The sequence below is a fragment of the Streptomyces sp. NPDC005784 genome (genome assembly GCF_042871525.1).
Lineage (GTDB): Bacteria > Actinomycetota > Actinomycetes > Streptomycetales > Streptomycetaceae > Streptomyces.
This window is the reverse complement of sequence record NZ_JBIAIQ010000002.1, coordinates 269,562-285,138: the sequence shown is the minus strand read 5'-3', so window position 1 is coordinate 285,138 and position 15,577 is coordinate 269,562. Positions and strand designations below refer to the sequence as shown.

Annotated in this window: 13 protein-coding genes, 1 tRNA gene and 1 pseudogene; 9 read left to right on the top strand and 6 right to left on the bottom strand. The window is 68.7% G+C overall.

All coding sequences use genetic code 11. From position 1 onward, the window contains the following. Positions 1 to 571: 571 nt before the first annotated feature. Positions 572 to 1,213: a hypothetical protein gene (locus ACFYR3_RS04130; RefSeq protein WP_355846553.1), complete on the top strand. Its 642-nt coding sequence runs from the start codon at positions 572 to 574 to the stop codon at positions 1,211 to 1,213. A gap of 342 nt (positions 1,214 to 1,555) precedes the next feature. Here ACFYR3_RS04130 and ACFYR3_RS04125 read toward each other — a convergent pair whose 3' ends face one another. Beyond that, positions 1,556 to 2,221, bottom strand: coding sequence for a DUF4142 domain-containing protein (locus tag ACFYR3_RS04125; protein WP_389281390.1), 666 nt, complete (start codon positions 2,219 to 2,221; stop codon positions 1,556 to 1,558). A gap of 607 nt (positions 2,222 to 2,828) precedes the next feature. Between ACFYR3_RS04125 and ctaD the strand changes: the two genes are divergently transcribed. Together ctaD and ACFYR3_RS04115 are read left to right on the top strand one after the other, a co-directional pair. Next, positions 2,829 to 4,601 carry a cytochrome c oxidase subunit I gene (ctaD, locus tag ACFYR3_RS04120; RefSeq protein WP_389281388.1) on the top strand — a complete coding sequence of 591 codons (1,773 nt, stop codon included), beginning with the start codon at positions 2,829 to 2,831 and terminating at the stop codon, positions 4,599 to 4,601. Positions 4,602 to 4,604: 3 nt separating this feature from the next. Continuing rightward, positions 4,605 to 5,258, top strand: coding sequence for a hypothetical protein (locus ACFYR3_RS04115; RefSeq protein WP_389281386.1), 654 nt, complete (start codon positions 4,605 to 4,607; stop codon positions 5,256 to 5,258). 94 nt (positions 5,259 to 5,352) lie between these two features. Here the strand turns inward: ACFYR3_RS04115 and ACFYR3_RS04110 are convergent, their stop codons facing one another. Both ACFYR3_RS04110 and ACFYR3_RS04105 read right to left on the bottom strand, forming a co-directional pair. Continuing rightward, positions 5,353 to 5,667 carry a hypothetical protein gene (locus ACFYR3_RS04110; RefSeq protein ID WP_355846541.1) on the bottom strand — a complete coding sequence of 105 codons (315 nt, stop codon included), beginning with the start codon at positions 5,665 to 5,667 and terminating at the stop codon, positions 5,353 to 5,355. Between the two features lie 382 nt (positions 5,668 to 6,049). Further along, complete coding sequence (locus ACFYR3_RS04105; protein ID WP_355846538.1) at positions 6,050 to 6,823, bottom strand: polysaccharide deacetylase family protein; 774 nt, start codon at positions 6,821 to 6,823, stop codon at positions 6,050 to 6,052. A gap of 755 nt (positions 6,824 to 7,578) precedes the next feature. Between ACFYR3_RS04105 and ACFYR3_RS04100 the strand changes: the two genes are divergently transcribed. Next, positions 7,579 to 8,946, top strand: coding sequence for an FG-GAP repeat protein (locus ACFYR3_RS04100; protein ID WP_389281383.1), 1,368 nt, complete (start codon positions 7,579 to 7,581; stop codon positions 8,944 to 8,946). A gap of 286 nt (positions 8,947 to 9,232) precedes the next feature. Here ACFYR3_RS04100 and ACFYR3_RS04095 read toward each other — a convergent pair whose 3' ends face one another. Continuing rightward, positions 9,233 to 9,427, bottom strand: a complete 195-nt coding sequence (locus tag ACFYR3_RS04095) for a hypothetical protein (protein ID WP_355846532.1) — start codon at positions 9,425 to 9,427, stop codon at positions 9,233 to 9,235. Positions 9,428 to 9,862: 435 nt separating this feature from the next. Between ACFYR3_RS04095 and ACFYR3_RS04090 the strand changes: the two genes are divergently transcribed. The 3 genes and pseudogenes from ACFYR3_RS04090 to ACFYR3_RS04080 form a co-directional block, all read left to right on the top strand. Further along, on the top strand, positions 9,863 to 9,994 hold the full coding sequence (locus ACFYR3_RS04090) for a hypothetical protein (protein ID WP_355846801.1): 132 nt from the start codon (positions 9,863 to 9,865) through the stop codon (positions 9,992 to 9,994). Between the two features lie 128 nt (positions 9,995 to 10,122). Next, positions 10,123 to 11,604: an FG-GAP repeat protein gene (locus ACFYR3_RS04085; protein WP_389281381.1), complete on the top strand. Its 1,482-nt coding sequence runs from the start codon at positions 10,123 to 10,125 to the stop codon at positions 11,602 to 11,604. A 66-nt stretch (positions 11,605 to 11,670) separates the two neighbouring features. Beyond that, positions 11,671 to 12,386 (top strand): annotated as a pseudogene (locus ACFYR3_RS04080) (tyrosine-type recombinase/integrase); the annotation flags it as partial. Between the two features lie 49 nt (positions 12,387 to 12,435). On the opposite strand, the gene ACFYR3_RS04075 reads toward ACFYR3_RS04080, so the two are convergent. After that, positions 12,436 to 12,509 (bottom strand) — tRNA-Gly (locus ACFYR3_RS04075). A gap of 592 nt (positions 12,510 to 13,101) precedes the next feature. Between ACFYR3_RS04075 and dcd the strand changes: the two genes are divergently transcribed. Beyond that, complete coding sequence (gene dcd, locus ACFYR3_RS04070; protein WP_355846527.1) at positions 13,102 to 13,677, top strand: dCTP deaminase; 576 nt, start codon at positions 13,102 to 13,104, stop codon at positions 13,675 to 13,677. An 11-nt stretch (positions 13,678 to 13,688) separates the two neighbouring features. Further along, positions 13,689 to 14,198: a phosphoribosyltransferase gene (locus tag ACFYR3_RS04065; RefSeq protein WP_355846524.1), complete on the top strand. Its 510-nt coding sequence runs from the start codon at positions 13,689 to 13,691 to the stop codon at positions 14,196 to 14,198. A 193-nt stretch (positions 14,199 to 14,391) separates the two neighbouring features. Here the strand turns inward: ACFYR3_RS04065 and ACFYR3_RS04060 are convergent, their stop codons facing one another. Continuing rightward, positions 14,392 to 15,441, bottom strand: coding sequence for a Yip1 family protein (locus tag ACFYR3_RS04060; RefSeq protein ID WP_355846521.1), 1,050 nt, complete (start codon positions 15,439 to 15,441; stop codon positions 14,392 to 14,394). Between the last annotated feature and the right edge of the window lie 136 nt (positions 15,442 to 15,577).

Genomic DNA, 15,577 nt, shown 5'->3' with positions numbered 1-15,577 from the left:
TAGCACGGCACGATCGATTGTGCGCGGCGGATAACTTCGCGTCGCCTGTCGATCAAGAAATTCTCATCGCGTCCGTTGTCGATTTCTTACGTCGCCGCCACAGATATTGGCTCGCCCGGGGCGCAGCGTTTCTGCCCCGGGATCATGCGACGGAGTTCGGGAAAAGTGACGAAAACCGAACCCGCGCCGTCGCCGCCCGGCACGAGCGCCACGAGTGCGCCACGCGGCACGGTGACGGCACCCTACTCCGCATCGCGCACCGGTGTCGGTCACCGTCGGGACGGCCCGTGCGGCAGGAAGAAGCACCGGCGGGATCACCCGTACGGCGGGGAGGGCACCGGCGGGACCGCCTGTACGGCGGGGAGGGCCATCGGCGCGACGCACGTATGCGGAATCGAGACCATCCCGTATGCCTCTCCCTGCAACTCCCGGGCGGTCCCGCGCTGTCCTGTGAGGCAGAACCCGCGGCCGGGTGCACTGCGGCCGTATGCCGTGGTCACGCAGGCCGTGACCATGACTTCGTCGGTCGCGAGGAGTCGGCCGGGAGAAGTCGTCGAGAAAAGGATGAGTCATGCCCGGTCTCATACGTACGTCGGCGATCGCGCTGGCGGGCGGGGTCATGCTGCTGACGGGGTGCCAGAGCTCGGCGGGCGCGGGTTCCGCCGCGGGTACCCCCAGCTCCTCTGCGGACGCCTCGGCCGGAGCAGCCGTACAGGCGGACGCCCCGGCACCGGCCGCGTCACCCTCGTCGAGTCCCGCCGGCCCGCCCACGCCGTCGCACGGCTCCGCCACCCCGGCTCGGGCCACGGATCAGGCCCCTGCCGCGACCAGCCACCCGCCCACGGCCGTTGCCGGCTGCCGCAACCTGGCCGCCGGCGACGCGGTGAAGGCCGCCGTGACCCGGGTGTACCGGCACGACGTCACCCATTTCACGCACATCGAGCCGGTGCCGCACGTGTTCTTCTACGGCCAGTGCGGCACCGTCCGATACGCCGCCACCCGTTTCGGCCTCACCGCGGGTGCCACGCAGCCGGAACTCGTGGGTATGCAGGACGAGGGCAGTGCCATCAAGTACTTCCGCAGCTCCGGTGGCGGTGGCTGGGTCTATGTCGCGAGCGACGGCTTCCCCGCCGGGCCGCACGGCTGCGCAGACATCCCGGCGATTCCCGACGCCCTGGCCACCGCCTGGGGGAACTGCTCGCTCGGGCACTGAGCCGCCCGCGCGGCCGCGGCACTCGCTACAGGCCCCCTGGCCTCGCCGCGGTCGCGGTGTTCCGGGTCGGCGTGGCGGTCGTCGCCGTTGTCGCCGCGAAGGGCGGGGTGTCCTGTTCGCGGGTGGCGCCGACAGGGGACGGCGCGTCGGGCGCCGGCACAGCGGAGCGCACTGCCATCCGACAAGCCGCCCGGACCAGGGGCAACGCACCAAGCTGAACAGGTGACCGGCACCTGGCCGAGCAGGTGACCGGCACTTGGCCGAGCGGGTGACGGGCACCTGGCCGAGCGGGTGACGGGCACCTGACCGGCCGCACGGGCCGTGCCCCGGGGCCGCTGGTGCTCACGGCGACGACGGCGCCGGAAACCCTGTCGGGATCGCGGCCGGAGAGGCCGTCGCCTCGTGCGCGATGGCGTCGAAGTCGACGTATCCGGTCTTCTCCAGCACCGAGATGTGGTCCAGCTCGGTCCGGTTGGTGGCCGTGGCCAGCTCCCGTACCAGCGTGTTGCGGGTGCTGCTGCGCACCTGCGCGAGCGCCTGGAAGATTCTGCCGTGCTCGTCACGCAGCAGATTCGCGAACTCCCGCCGATAGCCCTCGCCCTGGGCGGCCGACAGCTCCGCGAGCCAGCCCTGCTGCTCCGCGGTCGGCTGCGTCGGCAGCGCGATGGCGAGGTCTGCCGCGACGCTGCGAACGCGCTTGTCGAGGTCGGTGTGGCCGGCCACCAGATGGTCGCCCGCCTCCTTGATCGCCTTCGTGGGGGCCAGCTTGACCGCCTGTCGGCCCGCGGGTATCTCCCACAGCCCTTCGAGCTCCACCCGCACCACGAGGTCCCGATCGGCGACGGTCAGTGGTCCCCAGGGTGTGTTCACCGCCGGGCCGGGGTCGGCTATGGCGGCCTTCACGGCGTCGAAACGGTGGGGGTACGAGTAGAACACCGGGTACGCGAGTGAGCCGATCGTGCCGACGATCGCCAACACCATGAACATCGTGACGATGCTGCGCCGCAACTGAGCCTCCCTGGGACCGACTGGTTCTCGGAAACCTGTGCGTGGCCGGTGCGGTCCGTACCGGCCGGAGCCGTTCTTGGCGCGTGCCGAGTGCTCCGGCCCCTTTCCCGTACGGGGAACGGGAGTTGTGGAGGCGGGGGCACCCGGCCGCGGCGCCAGAAGATCACTTCGCTTCCCGGGACCGATAGGGCCGAACGGCCCTGAGTGCCATGGTCGTACGGACACCGGAGCGCACCGCCGCACCGGCACGCCCCGTTTCGCGCTGTTCGCCCGCCTCTCGCCCTGCCGCTCGGCCGTTGCCGGACCCGGTGGCGGCGGAAGCGGCCATCCGCGCTCGTCGGCGATGCCCGCCGGCGTGAACCGCACAGTGCCCGTCCGCCGCCGGTCACACCACGGGACGGAGGGGGGCCGTTGGGCCCTCCAAACAGGGCCGTCCAAGGGCTGTTCGGCCCTATCGGGCCCCCGTACCCCGGCATTGATCATGAGGCGGCGGCCGGGAAGCGCCGCCGCGTCCACCCCCGTACGCAGGCACTTTCCGGCTCGTCGACGCCATGAGCGGGACGTACGCCATGGGCGGAGCATGAGGAGAAGGGGAGGGAGTCGTCCGGTGGACGAGGCACAGATACACCAGGTGGATACCGTGCGACCGAGCGCCGCGGTCTCCGCGGCCGACGAGGCACATGCCGTAGCCGAGGCACGCGCGGCCGACGAGGCACATGCCGTAGCCGAGGCACACGCGGCCGACGAGGTGGCGGGACGGACCGGAGAGAGGACCGCCCGCTCGTCGTGGGTGGACTGGCTGACGACCACCGATCACAAGAAGATCGGGACGATGTACCTCGTCACCGCGTTCGTGTTCTTCGGCGTCGGCGGCGTGATGGCACTGCTGATGCGTGCCGAACTGGCCCGGCCCGGACTGCAGATCATGTCGAACGAGCAGTTCAACCAGGCGTTCACGATGCACGGCTCGATCATGCTGCTCATGTTCGCGATGCCGCTGTTCACCGGCTTCGCCAACTGGATCATGCCGCTCCAGATCGGCGCGCCGGACGTGGCCTTTCCCCGGCTGAACATGCTGGCCTACTGGCTGTTCCTGTTCGGCTCGTCGATCGCGGCCTTCGGCTTCCTCACCCCGGGCGGTGCTGCCGACTTCGGGTGGTTCCTGTACGCGCCGCTGTCCGACGCCGTCCACTCACCGGGGCTCGGCGCCGACATGTGGATCATGGGCGTCGCGCTGTCGGGCTTCGGCAGCATCCTCGGCGCGGTCAACTTCATCACCACCATCATCTGCATGCGCGCCCCGGGTCTGACCATGTTCCGCATGTCGATCTTCACCTGGAACGTGCTGCTGACCGGCGTCCTGGTCCTGATCATCTTCCCGGTGCTGGCGGCGGCACTGTTCGCGCTCGAATGCGACCGGAAGTTCGGCAGTCATGTCTTCGACCCGGCGAACGGCGGCGCGCTGCTCTGGCAGCACCTGTTCTGGTTCTTCGGCCACCCGGAGGTGTACGTCCTCGCCCTGCCGTTCTTCGGCATCGTCTCCGAGGTGATCCCGGTCTTCTCCCGCAAGCCGATGTTCGGCTACATGGGCCTGGTCGGCGCCACCATCGCCATCGCGGGCCTGTCGGTGACGGTGTGGGCACACCACATGTATGTCACCGGTGGTGTCCTGCTGCCCTTCTTCGCCTTCATGACCATGTTGATCGCGGTACCGACGGGGGTGAAGTTCTTCAACTGGATCGGCACCATGTGGAAGGGCAGTCTGTCCTTCGAGACACCGATGCTGTGGACCACGGGCTTCCTGGTCACGTTCGTCTTCGGCGGTCTGACCGGGGTCATCCTGGCTTCGCCGCCGCTGGACTTCCATGTCTCCGACTCGTACTTCGTCGTGGCGCACTTCCACTACACGGTCTTCGGCACGGTCGTCTACGCGATGTTCGCCGGATTCCACTTCTGGTGGCCGAAGATGACCGGCAAGATGCTCGACGAGCGCCTCGGCAAGATCACCTTCTGGACCCTCACCGTCGGCTTCCACCTCACCTTCCTCGTCCAGCACTGGCTGGGTGTCGAGGGCATGCCCCGCCGCTACGCCGACTACCTCGCCTCCGACGGCTTCACGGCCCTCAACACCCTTTCCACGATCGGGTCGTTCCTGCTGGGCCTGTCGATCCTGCCGTTCCTCTACAACGTGTGGAAGACGGCCAAGTACGGCAAGAAGGTCGAGGTCGACGACCCGTGGGGCTACGGCCGTTCGCTGGAGTGGGCGACCTCGTGCCCGCCGCCGCGGCACAACTTCACCTCGCTGCCGCGGATCCGGTCCGAGTCCCCGGCGTTCGACCTGCACCACCCGGAGATCGCCGCGGCCGAGGCGGTGAGCTGAGGCATGGCGCAGCCCGTTCTGGCGCTGGGCGCCGCCCTGCTGACCGTGTCCGGCAGTGTCTGGTACGTCCCGGCCCTCGCCGATCTGCGCGCGGGAGCCGACCGGCCTCGTTCCCGCCGCGACGCGGCCGCGGCCTGTGTGAGCGCCTGGGTCACGATCGGAGTCATCGCCGTCCTGTTCCTGGTGACCGAGGCGTGGTGGATCCCCGCCGTCGCCGCCGCGGCGGGTACGGCTGCCATGTTCGGCTTCTGGACGCGTGCGGCCCTGCGACGCCGACACGAGGCCGAGGAGGCGGCCCACCACTGGGAACAGCTGCGGTGGAGCGGGCCTCTCGCCGGTACCGGCCACCCCCGGAGCGGCCGCACCGCCTTCGCCGCCCTCGTCGGCGCCGGACTCGCCACCGCGGTGGCCACAGCGGTCCTTCTGCTGACCGTCGGCCCCGACAACGGCCCGTACTGGCTGACGGCCGCCGTCCCCGCCACTCTGGTCGGCCTGTTCCTCCTGATCGCGGCCACGGTGACGCACACGCACAGCCATACGCATACGCATACGCATACGCGCACCGCTCGGAGAGGTTCAGTCGCGGCCCCTGGACGACCCCTACGACAAGGGGGCATCCGCATACGTCCCGGCACGCACCCGGCACACGGTGAGTGACCCACCGGGACGGCGGGCCTCTTAGCCCGGTCGGGGCCTTCGGGCCCCGAGAGAGGCCACGGTCTGAGCGCTCACGCGGGCGCTCACGCGGCACTCACGCGCTGCCGCGCGCCCGGAAGATGCGCCGTGCCGACCGGACGGCGAAGACCAGTACCGTCACCACGATCACGAACGTCAGCGCGTCGACGAGTTCCACGACCGGGTGGGATGCGTGCAACAGCGCCGGCAGCCTGGCGGAGATCATCGCCAGGCCCATGAGGAGGGGGAGCCAAGCCGAGAAGAGGCGCATGCCCTGGTCGGGGCCCTCTCCCTTTGACGCCTTGACGCGCTCCCACCAACGGCTACCGAGACTTCCGACCACCAGCGCGCACCCCAGGGCGACCACCGACCAGTCCATCAACCGCAGCATCGTGCCTCCTTGGCTGCCAAGATCATCCTCTTGCGGAAGAGGGTCGGCAAGGGGCCGAGGGCCGCGATGGACGAGCGCCCTATTGTTTTGCCAGTTCATGACAGCGGGGCCGACCTGCCGCGCAGCGCGGGGGCATGGGCGACCCTTCTTCGAAACGGAGCAAAGTCGCTGGTCGGGCCCGCCGGAAGGGGATCCTGCGACGACAACTCCGCGCCAGGTTGCACCTATTGATCGTGATCAGCACGAACAACCCGACCGAGTCGTCTCGTTACGGCACGGGCGAGGGAACCCATCCGGACTCGCCGACCGTCGCCGGGGGCACCCTTCGGTCCCGCGAGGGCGTAGGCCGCGGTTCGAACGCCGGCAACGGCCAGGGCCGGGTTCAGCGAACCGGGAAGCCGAAGGAGTAGCCCTGCTCCTTGAGCCGGGGGAGGATGCGGCGCAGGGCTGCGACGGTCTGGGAGCGGTCACCGCCGGCGTCGTGGAAGAGGAGCGTCGGCCCGTTGGGCAGCTCCCGCTCGACGGTGGCGACGATGGCGTCCGTGCCCGGCCGCTCGAAGTCCTTGGAGTCCACGTTCCAGCCCAGCGGGCGCATGCCCCGGGAGGCGGCCAGCTTGCGGCTGTAGGGGGTGAAGGCACCGCCGGGCGCCCGGTAGTACATCGGCCGTACGCCCCCGGACGCCTCGGTGATCATGCGTTGGGCGTCGAGTATCTGCCGCGACTGGTACGCCTGGGGCTTGGTGTCCATGGTGGTGTCGTGCGACACCGAGTGGTCGCACAGCCGGTGTCCGGCCTCGACCACCTTCTTCACGAGGTCGGGGTGGGCCTGCGCCTGCGTCCCCACCATGCAGAACGTGGCCTTCACCCCGTACTCCCGCAGCACGTCGAGCACTTGAGGGGTCCACACGGGGTCGGGGCCGTCATCGATGGTGATGTTGACGCCACGCGCCCCCTTGTCCGAGGCATGCGCGATGGTCACCGCGACCGCCTTGACGCCACTGCCCGGCGTGGCCGACGCGGCCGCCTTCGGCGACGAACCGCCCACGGCCTCGGCCTGCGCGGTCCACAGTGAGGCACCGGCGCCGAGCAACGCCACCCCGAGCGCCGCCCCGACCACCTTGCCGTACCAGCCCTGCCCACCGCCGTGCCGTGCCATGTCCGCCCCGCTTTCCCGCAGTTCCTCGCCGATTCCTTGGTCACCTCGCAACCATCTGGCAGGACGAGAGAAGGCGGCCACGGGATGCGTCCGTTACCGATCAAAGACAATCCCGGGGGGATTCACGGACAACCGAGCGAGCAGCGGGCGAAACCGAGCCGCTCGACCCGATCCCGCCCATCCCCCCGGCGCTGGCGCGCGCCCACCGCGGTGGCCCGCCGGAGCCGACGTCCCCCAACGGAGTGGAGTGCCGCCGCTCGCGTCGGTGAGGCCGACCGGGCACCACTCGCGCCGGGGTGGTTCCAGATGGTTCCTGCGGCGTTGGCCGCTCGGGCCGGCTGCGTTCGACGCGCATGGTTCGCCGTGCGCGCATCGGAGTTCAGGCTTGCTGAGGGAAGGACGAGATGAGGTCCTATGGCGCGGAAAGGTTCCGACTCGCACTGCGAAACCGCAGGTCGATGGTTGCTGGGGTTGCTGTACTTCCGTGCTGTACGGCTTCAGCTTTTCGGTGAGCGCGGGCGCGGTCATGGCGGCTGGTGACGGTGTGGGGGTGGGTGTCGCTGAGGACCAGCGTGTGCTGGATGAGGGTGGCTTCCGGCAGAGGGACGGTTCAGCCGGTGGCGCGGCTTCAGGGCTCCGGTCGCCGATTTCACCCCGCCGTACAACCGTTCGTTCTCTTTGGCGGTCTCCTGCGGCGCAGCCCTGATCTGAACGGCAGATGTCTCTGGGCTGATGCGGAGCGAAAGGGCGGACGTATGCGCAGAGTTCGGAAACTGGCCGTGCTGGCCACCGCCACGGCCATGGCGGTGGGCACGGCTGTCCTGGGCGCGGGTGGTCCTGCCGGTGCCGTGCCGGGCCCCAAGGCGTCGGCGGCCGGCAAGTCGGCCGACTTCAACGGGGACGGCTACGGCGACCTGGCCGTCTCGGCGAACGGCTACGTCGCGGTCATGTACGGGACGAAGACAGGTCTCAGCGCCTCCCGGCACCAGGTGCTGTCCGGCAATCCGGGGCCCAACGACGCAGGCGCGTACATCGGTTTCGGTGATTCGACTGCGGCGGGGGACCTGGACGGCGACGGCTACGACGACCTGGTGGTGGGCGTCTATTACGAGGCCCCGGCGGGGGCGATCTTCTGGGGCGGACCCAGGGGACTGTCCGGCCGCACACCCCTCTCCTTCTCCCCCGGTCTGGTGCTCGTGGGCGACTTCGACGGCGATGGCCAGGACGACCTCGTCACCTCCACGAACACGGACTACCTCGACACGGAGACCAGACTGTCCCGGGGTCCGTTCGGCCGAGACGGCACGTCCGCCTCGACCAGCCTCGTGGACACCGGGATCACGCCCGACAGTCTGGCGGCCGGGGACGCCAACGGCGACCACGTGTCCGACCTGCTTTCCGTGGGAAGACGTAACGGCACCGCTGACGCTTCCCTGGTGCTCGGCTCGAAGAACGGCTTCGGCCCCGCCAAGGACTTCTCCACCATGGTCAACTCGGGGAGCCTCGCGGACGTCGACGGCGACGGCTACGCCGACGTCGTCCTGGGCGCCGGGCTGGAGGGCTACCAGCCCAAGGGCGTCGTGGGCGGTTCGGTCATCGTCCAGTACGGCAGCCCGGGGGGCGTGAGCACCACCCGCAAGCCGGCGCGCATCAGCCAGGACACCGCCGGTGTGCCCGGCACCGGCGAGAAGGCCGACCGGTTCGGCTACGACCTGGACACCGGCGACGTCGACGGCGACGGCTACGCCGACGTTGCGATCGGAGTGATGCAGGAAAGCATCTCGGGGGTCCGCTTCACCGGCGCGGTGACCGTGCTGCGCGGCTCGTCCAAGGGACTGACCGCAACCGGTGCCGTGTCCTGGCACCAGAACACGGCCGGAGTACCGGGTGCCAACGAGTCCTACGACATGTTCGGCTCGCGGGTTTCCCTGATCGACATGAACGGTGACGGACGAAGTGAACTCGCCGCCGGCACGGACGGTGAGAACAACTACGAGGGCAACCTTTGGTACTTCGGGTCCGGCAGCAAGGGCCTGACCACGAACCAGGTCGTCTCCATCGGCCCCAAGACCGTCGGACTGACGGCCAAAAACCGCTACTTCGCCCGTCGGCTGACCAAGTAACCCCACACCTGAACCGGCCCGGACAACAAGGGACCCCCAGGTCGTCGACCTGGGGGTTTCTCATGGAGCGGGTGACGAGAATCGAACTCGCACTCTCAACTTGGGAAGCTGCGGGCATTTGCGGCACGTTCGTGCGCCGACCTGGGCGAACGGCCGCGGTGCCGTCGGGTCTAGCCGCTTTCACCGTGATTCCCCGCTGTTCCCCGCTCGATTTGGTGCGCATGTGGTGCGGGAGCGGTGCTGTGTAAGGAAGCGGATGCCCAGCGGGCAGCGTCAGCGAGCGGCGTTACCACTTCCGCCACTTGTCCGTGATCTGGTAGCGGCCGAGTCCATGCCGGGCGGTCAGTGCGACGATGTCGATGCCGTGCTCGGTGAGCGATTGGTCGATGAACTCGCACAGTTGCTCGCGCTCGTCGGTTTCGTAGGCGCTTTCGTTGTGGGCTTCGTTCACGGCGTTCAGGGCCAGGACGACGCGTTCCACGACGCCGAAGATCTGTGCGTCGTCTGCCTCACCCAGCCCGGGAAGCTCGCTCTCGAAGGCGTCGAGGACGGCATCGGTGGCGAGAGTTGTGGATCATCTGGTGCAAGCGGGGGAGTACGAGACCGTGTTCCGCTCTGTAGGCCGCGCGGACTCTGACGCGGACTGATCGCCTCGATGCGAACTATGGGCAGGCTGGTTGTTGAAGTCTGCTGGGCCGGTCACTTGGGCATCTGGGACCGATACCGCTTGACTACGGTCGCGGTGGTTGCTGTTTCCCGGCCGGCCTGGTCGAAGGGACCGAACTTTCCGTCCCGCCCCCCCTGCGTGAGGGTCAGCGTGCACACCTGGAAGCGCGCAAGAAGGTGCGCTTCGACCACATAACGGAACGCGGCTCGGCCCGAACTGCCCAGTCAGGAAGAGGCCGACCTCTTGGCGATGCCGCAAGGGGAGCCGGCGCTCAGCGTGTTGGTCGTTGCATGCGATGTTGCCGGGCAGGCTTTGCAGGTCACGGATGTTCTCCTTCCTGCCGATCGGCAGGAACTTGAAGGCACGTACCGGCTCGGCTGAGCCCCTCGATCTGTTGGGAGTCGCGTACAACCTTGCGGCGCTCTCGTGAGTCCAGTGAGGCGAGTGAGCTCTAACTTATGTAGCTCTCGCCTCCCTGTCGTTTGTGTCGTCCCGCATGAGGAGTTCAGTTGCACAGAGCAGTCACGGCCATGGTCGTGCTCGCCCCCCTCTTCGCCGTCACTCTCACTCCGGCGACGGCCTCGGCGACCGCTCCTTACAAGGGGGCCAACACCGCCGCTGTCCAGGACGACTTCAACGGTGACGGCTATCGCGACCTGGTCGTGGGCGCTCCCGAGTCCGCCAATGGATCGGTGGAGGCAGCCGGTGCCGTGGTCGTTCTGTACGGGGCGGCGTCATCCGTGAGTGCCACGCGTCGGGCTGTGATCACGCAGGCGACTGCCGGGATCCCCGGTGCACCCGAGGACGGGGATCTGTTCGGCTCGGCAGTTGCCAGCGCCGACCTGGACCGGGACGGGTACGCGGATCTGCTCGTCGGTACGCCCCATGAAGACGTCGACGGCAAGAAGTCCCGGGGCTCCGTGACCGTTGTGTGGGGTGGGTCCCATGGCCTTCAGGGCGGCGCAAGCATCTCCCCGCCCTCCGGGTTCGGGGACGGTATGACCTATTGCGGATTCGGGATGTCCCTGGCCACGGGAGACATGAACGGGGACGGTGCCCCGGAAGTGGGCATCGGTTCGCGCTGCGAGTCGGCCTCCTACACAGGCCCCTTCACCCGCACCGGCAAGGCCGCCACCCACTACCGGGAATGGCGCGTCAACGCCCGCAGTCTGGTGATGGGCGACGTGAACGGCGACGGCAGGGCAGAACGGTTCTGGCTGCCCGGCCCCTCGGACGACGACATCCGCGGATCCGTGCTCGTCGACAACGGCCCGATCGGCGACGATCCCATGACGACCTGGCCCACGAAACTGCCGTTCGCCGACGGCCACGCCGGCCAGATCGGCGACGTCAACGGCGACGGCTACGGTGACCTCGTCACCGCCATCGCGGACGACGACTCCACGATGAACATGCCCGGTGCCGCGCACCGCGGCGGCGAGATCCAGGTTCTCTACGGAAGTGCACAAGGCATCACCGCCGACCAGCGGCCGAAGGTCTTCCACCAGGACACGGCGGGGGTTCCCGGCACGGCGGAGGACGGCGATCTTTTCGGCCGGTCGCTGAGCGTCGGCGACGTCAACGCCGACGGCTACGCCGATGTCCTCGTCGGTGTCCCCAGTGAGGGCCTCGGCACGCACGAGATGGCCGGCTCGGCCGTCTTGCTGCGCGGCTCCGCCACAGGTCTGACCACGACCAAGGCAGTCGGATACACCCAGAACACAGCCGACGTGCCCGGCACCGCTGAGGCTGGCGACCAGTTCGGAGCGTCGGTCCACCTCGCAGACCTCAACAAGGACGGCAAGGCCGAGACGGTCGTCGGCATTCCCACGGAGAACAGTGACGGTTGCCTGTGGATCGCCCGCGGCTCGACCACCGGCCCCGTCCTCAGAGGTTCCGCCAGCTTGTGCGGCAAGAGCGCCGGCATCACCGTTCGCGGCGTGAAGGGCTACTTCGGGGCAGCCCTGACGAGTCCTCACATCGCTTTCTAGGGCTCTCTGTAAGGGGAGGAGGGTGAAAGGCCCCTCATGGCCGTTCGCCCTCCTTTTCTACAGGTGGAGAAGGCAGTCGAGCGGCCCATTGCGACCGTCCCCCAGGTCGACGCTCTCGCCTGTGCCGTCGGGATGCGATGGCGCCTCATGGTCTACCTCGGCGCCTACGGCCCGATGCGGCCGGAAGAGTTGGCCGGCCGCCGTCGTCGAGACGTCGACCTCGACACCCTGCGCATTCGAGTTCGCCTCGCCGAGCCGGAACGGATGAACGGGCGGCGCGTGCAGGGCGACACCAAGTCCGTGGCCGGCTCCCGGGCGGTCGTCTTTCCAGCGTTCCTCCGCCGCGAGCTGCGCTGGCATCTGGAGTCGTACGCCGAGGCCGGGCCTGACGGTCTGATCTTCGTCGGGGAGAAGGGAGCTCCCTTCCGGCGCAGCACCTTCGGCAAGAAGTGGAGGAGAGCACGTGCGTTGGTCGGCATGCCCGAGGGCTTCCGGTTTACGATCTCCGCCACATCGGTCACACTCTGTCCACGCGCTGCGGTGCGACGCTCAAGGACACGATGGTGCGGGCCGGCCAGTCCTCCCAGAAGGCGGCGCTGATCTATCAGCACTCCGACGACGATCGACAGCAGGAAGCTACTGCCGGACTCGACGCGACCGTCCGCAGGGCACGTCAGGAAGTACAGGAAGCTGCTGCCGTGCCAGTAGTGGCCGCACCAGGAGAGAACACCGATGATCCAGACGATCAGTGTTCTGGCATGGATCTGGCACGCGGCGAGTGATCACAGCGGACAGCAAAAAGGCCCGGGTCGATGACCTGGGCCTCTGTCATGGAGCGGGTGACGAGAATCGAACTCGCACTCTCAGCTTGGGAAGCTGATGTTCTACCACTAAACTACACCCGCGTAAGACGCCGGTTGGGCCGGTGCCGAATGCTCGCTCACTCTACCTCATGCCCGGTCCCCGGCGTCGAAGCCGTGAGGCGCGCTCGCGTTTTCGAGGGCGGATGCGGCTGCGGGGGGCCGGAGTTGGGGCGTACGGTGGGGGCGTTGAAGTGGGTCCGGGCGGGGTCGGAGTGCCGCCTGGAGAGCCGTCCCTTTCATCCCGTAATGTGGCTTTCGTTGTCAGGGCATCAGCCTGACGCAGCTCTTGGGGAAGGGACTCTGGGACTTGATGGAGCGCACCGTCGTCCGTTGTGCCGAGGGGCACGTGTTCAGCACCGCTTCGTTCCCGATGCAGCAGGCCGAGCGGCTCGGCCCCGGCCGGCTGCTCCGGTGTCCACGGTGTGCCCGGCTCCGCAGTGTGGTGCCGGTCGCCTTGGAGAAAGCGTTGACGGAGCAGTAGTCAGTGGTAGCGGACGCCGTCGCTACAGCGTCGTGGCGGTGGCGTCGCAGTAGCGACGGAAACGTAGCGGCGTCGTAGTGGTGAATGTGTAGTACGGGCGCGCGGTGTCGTCACGATTGTGGTGGCTCCGCGCGCCTTGCGTATCCTCAGGGCGTGCTTCTCTCTGACAAGGACATCCGGGCCGAGATCGACGCCGGGCGGGTCCGGATCGATCCCTACGACGAATCCATGGTGCAGCCGTCGAGCATCGACGTGCGGCTCGACCGCTACTTCCGGGTGTTCGAGAACCACCGCTACCCCCACATCGACCCCGCGGTCGAGCAGGCGGACCTCACGCGGCTCGTCGAGCCCGAGGGCGACGAGCCGTTCATCCTCCATCCCGGAGAGTTCGTCCTCGCCAGTACGTACGAGGTCATCTCGCTGCCCGACGACCTCGCCTCGCGGCTCGAAGGCAAGAGTTCGCTGGGACGGCTGGGGCTGGTCACCCACTCCACCGCCGGGTTCATCGACCCCGGGTTCTCCGGGCACGTCACCCTTGAGCTGTCCAACCTCGCGACTCTGCCGATCAAGCTGTGGCCGGGCATGAAGATCGGGCAGCTCTGCATGTTCCAGCTCAGCTCGGCCGCCGAGTTCCCGTACGGCAGCGACCGGTACGGCTCCCGGTACCAGGGCCAGCGCGGACCGACTGCCTCACGGTCCTTCCTGAACTTCCACCGCACCCAGGTCTGAGGCGATCAGCGATGGCTCCCGCGCGCGAGAACCTCAGCTACGAAGGGTTCGGCGTCGCCGTACGCGAACTCGCCCAGACCATCGCCGACGACGGGTACGAGCCGGACATCGTGCTCTCCATCGCCCGCGGCGGCGTCTTCGTCGCGGGCGGGCTCGCCTACGCCCTCGACTGCAAGAACATCCATCTTGTGAACGTCGAGTTCTACACGGGGGTGGGGACGACGTTGGAGATGCCGGTCATGCTCGCTCCCGTCCCCAACGCGATCGACTTCTCCGACAAGAAGGTCCTGATCACCGACGACGTCGCCGACACGGGCAAGACGCTCAAACTCGTGCACGACTTCTGCGTCGACGAGGTCGCCGAGGTCCGCAGCGCCGTGATCTACGAGAAGACCCAGTCGCTCGTGAAATGCGAGTACGTGTGGAAGCGGACCGACGAGTGGATCAACTTCCCGTGGAGCGTGCTGCCTCCGGTGCGCAGGGCCGGCGAGCCGATCACTCCGTCGAAGGACGCGCTCTGACAGGTCTGACCTGTTGTCCGGCCTGTTCGACCCGGTCCGGTCCGTCCGACCTGCGAGCCCGTGATCCGATCGCCTCCGGCGGCGGGAGCCTGCGGGTACGGGAGCATGTGGGAGCGCGAGAGGGGCTCCCGGCGGTGTGCCGGGAGCCCCTCTCGGGCGCGTGGGTTCCTGTGTGCGGGGAGCGCGTAGGCCTCTAGAACGTGCCCAGCTTGATGATCGACAGGATCGCGATCAGCTGAATGGATGACGCGGCGAGGGCCTTCGGCCACGGGAGGTCGTGGGACTTGCCGACCATCAGGGTCAGCAGAGCGCCCGCGGCGACCCAGGTGATCCAGCCCAGGAGCTTGACGAAGGACGCGTCGCCGCCCAGGAACATCGCGAAGAGCAGCCGCGGGGTGTCCGTGATGGACATGATCAGCATGGAGAGGCCGACCGTGGGCTGCCAGGCGCCGTCGCCGCCGAGCTGGCGGGCCAGGGAGTGGGTGACCACGCCCAGGACGAACGTGCTGAGGACGAGGGCGACAGCGGTCGTCAGGACGATCGGGACGGCGTTGGAGAGGGTCGCGCTGATGGCGTCCTGACGGGCGCCGTCGAAGCCGAAGACCGCCAGCAGGCCGTAGAGGAACGTCACGATCAGGGCCGGGGCCCACATCGTGTAGTCGCGCATCTGGAGGAAGGTCCGGTTGGGGGCAGTCACTATGCCCTTGAGCAGGTCCTTCCAGTGCAGCCGCGGGCCGACCGGCGGAGCGGCTGCCTGGCCCGCCCGGTAGGTCTCGCCCTGGTTGTACGGGTCCTCGCCGATCGAGAAGGCCTGGGTGTGGCCGGGGCTGTTCGCGGCGTACGGGTCCGGGCCCTGCTGGGGGTGACCGTCGCCGAAGTACTCCGGCTCGCCGTGTCCGCCGCCGTTTCCGCCGCCCTGGGGCCAGCCGTCCTGCTGCCCGCCGCGGTAGGGCTGACCGCCCTGCTGTCCGCCGTACGGCTGCTGTCCCCCGTACTGCGGCTGCGGCGGCGCGGGCGGATAGCCGTACGGCTGTTGCCCGCCTCCCTGGGGGGACTGCTGCCCGCGTCCCTGGGGGGCCTGTCCGTACGACGGTTGTTGTTGCGGTCGCCCTTGCGGGGCACGGTTGTTCCGGCCGCCGCGTCCGATCCTGAATCCAGCCACGTTATCGAACGTACCTGGTCCCGAAGAGTGACGTGCCCGGCCCGGGGCAACGGGCCCGCCATTGGGGCCGAGCTGTGACATCCCCTAAGGGGCACTCCGGGTGGCCCCTACGGGAGCGAACGTGTGACCGAACGCGGGGGCGGGCGGGACCCCGGACCAGCAGGTGAGGGGCACGCCGGGCCCGCGAGCGGTACGGGCCCGGCGTGCGGGAGGAGGC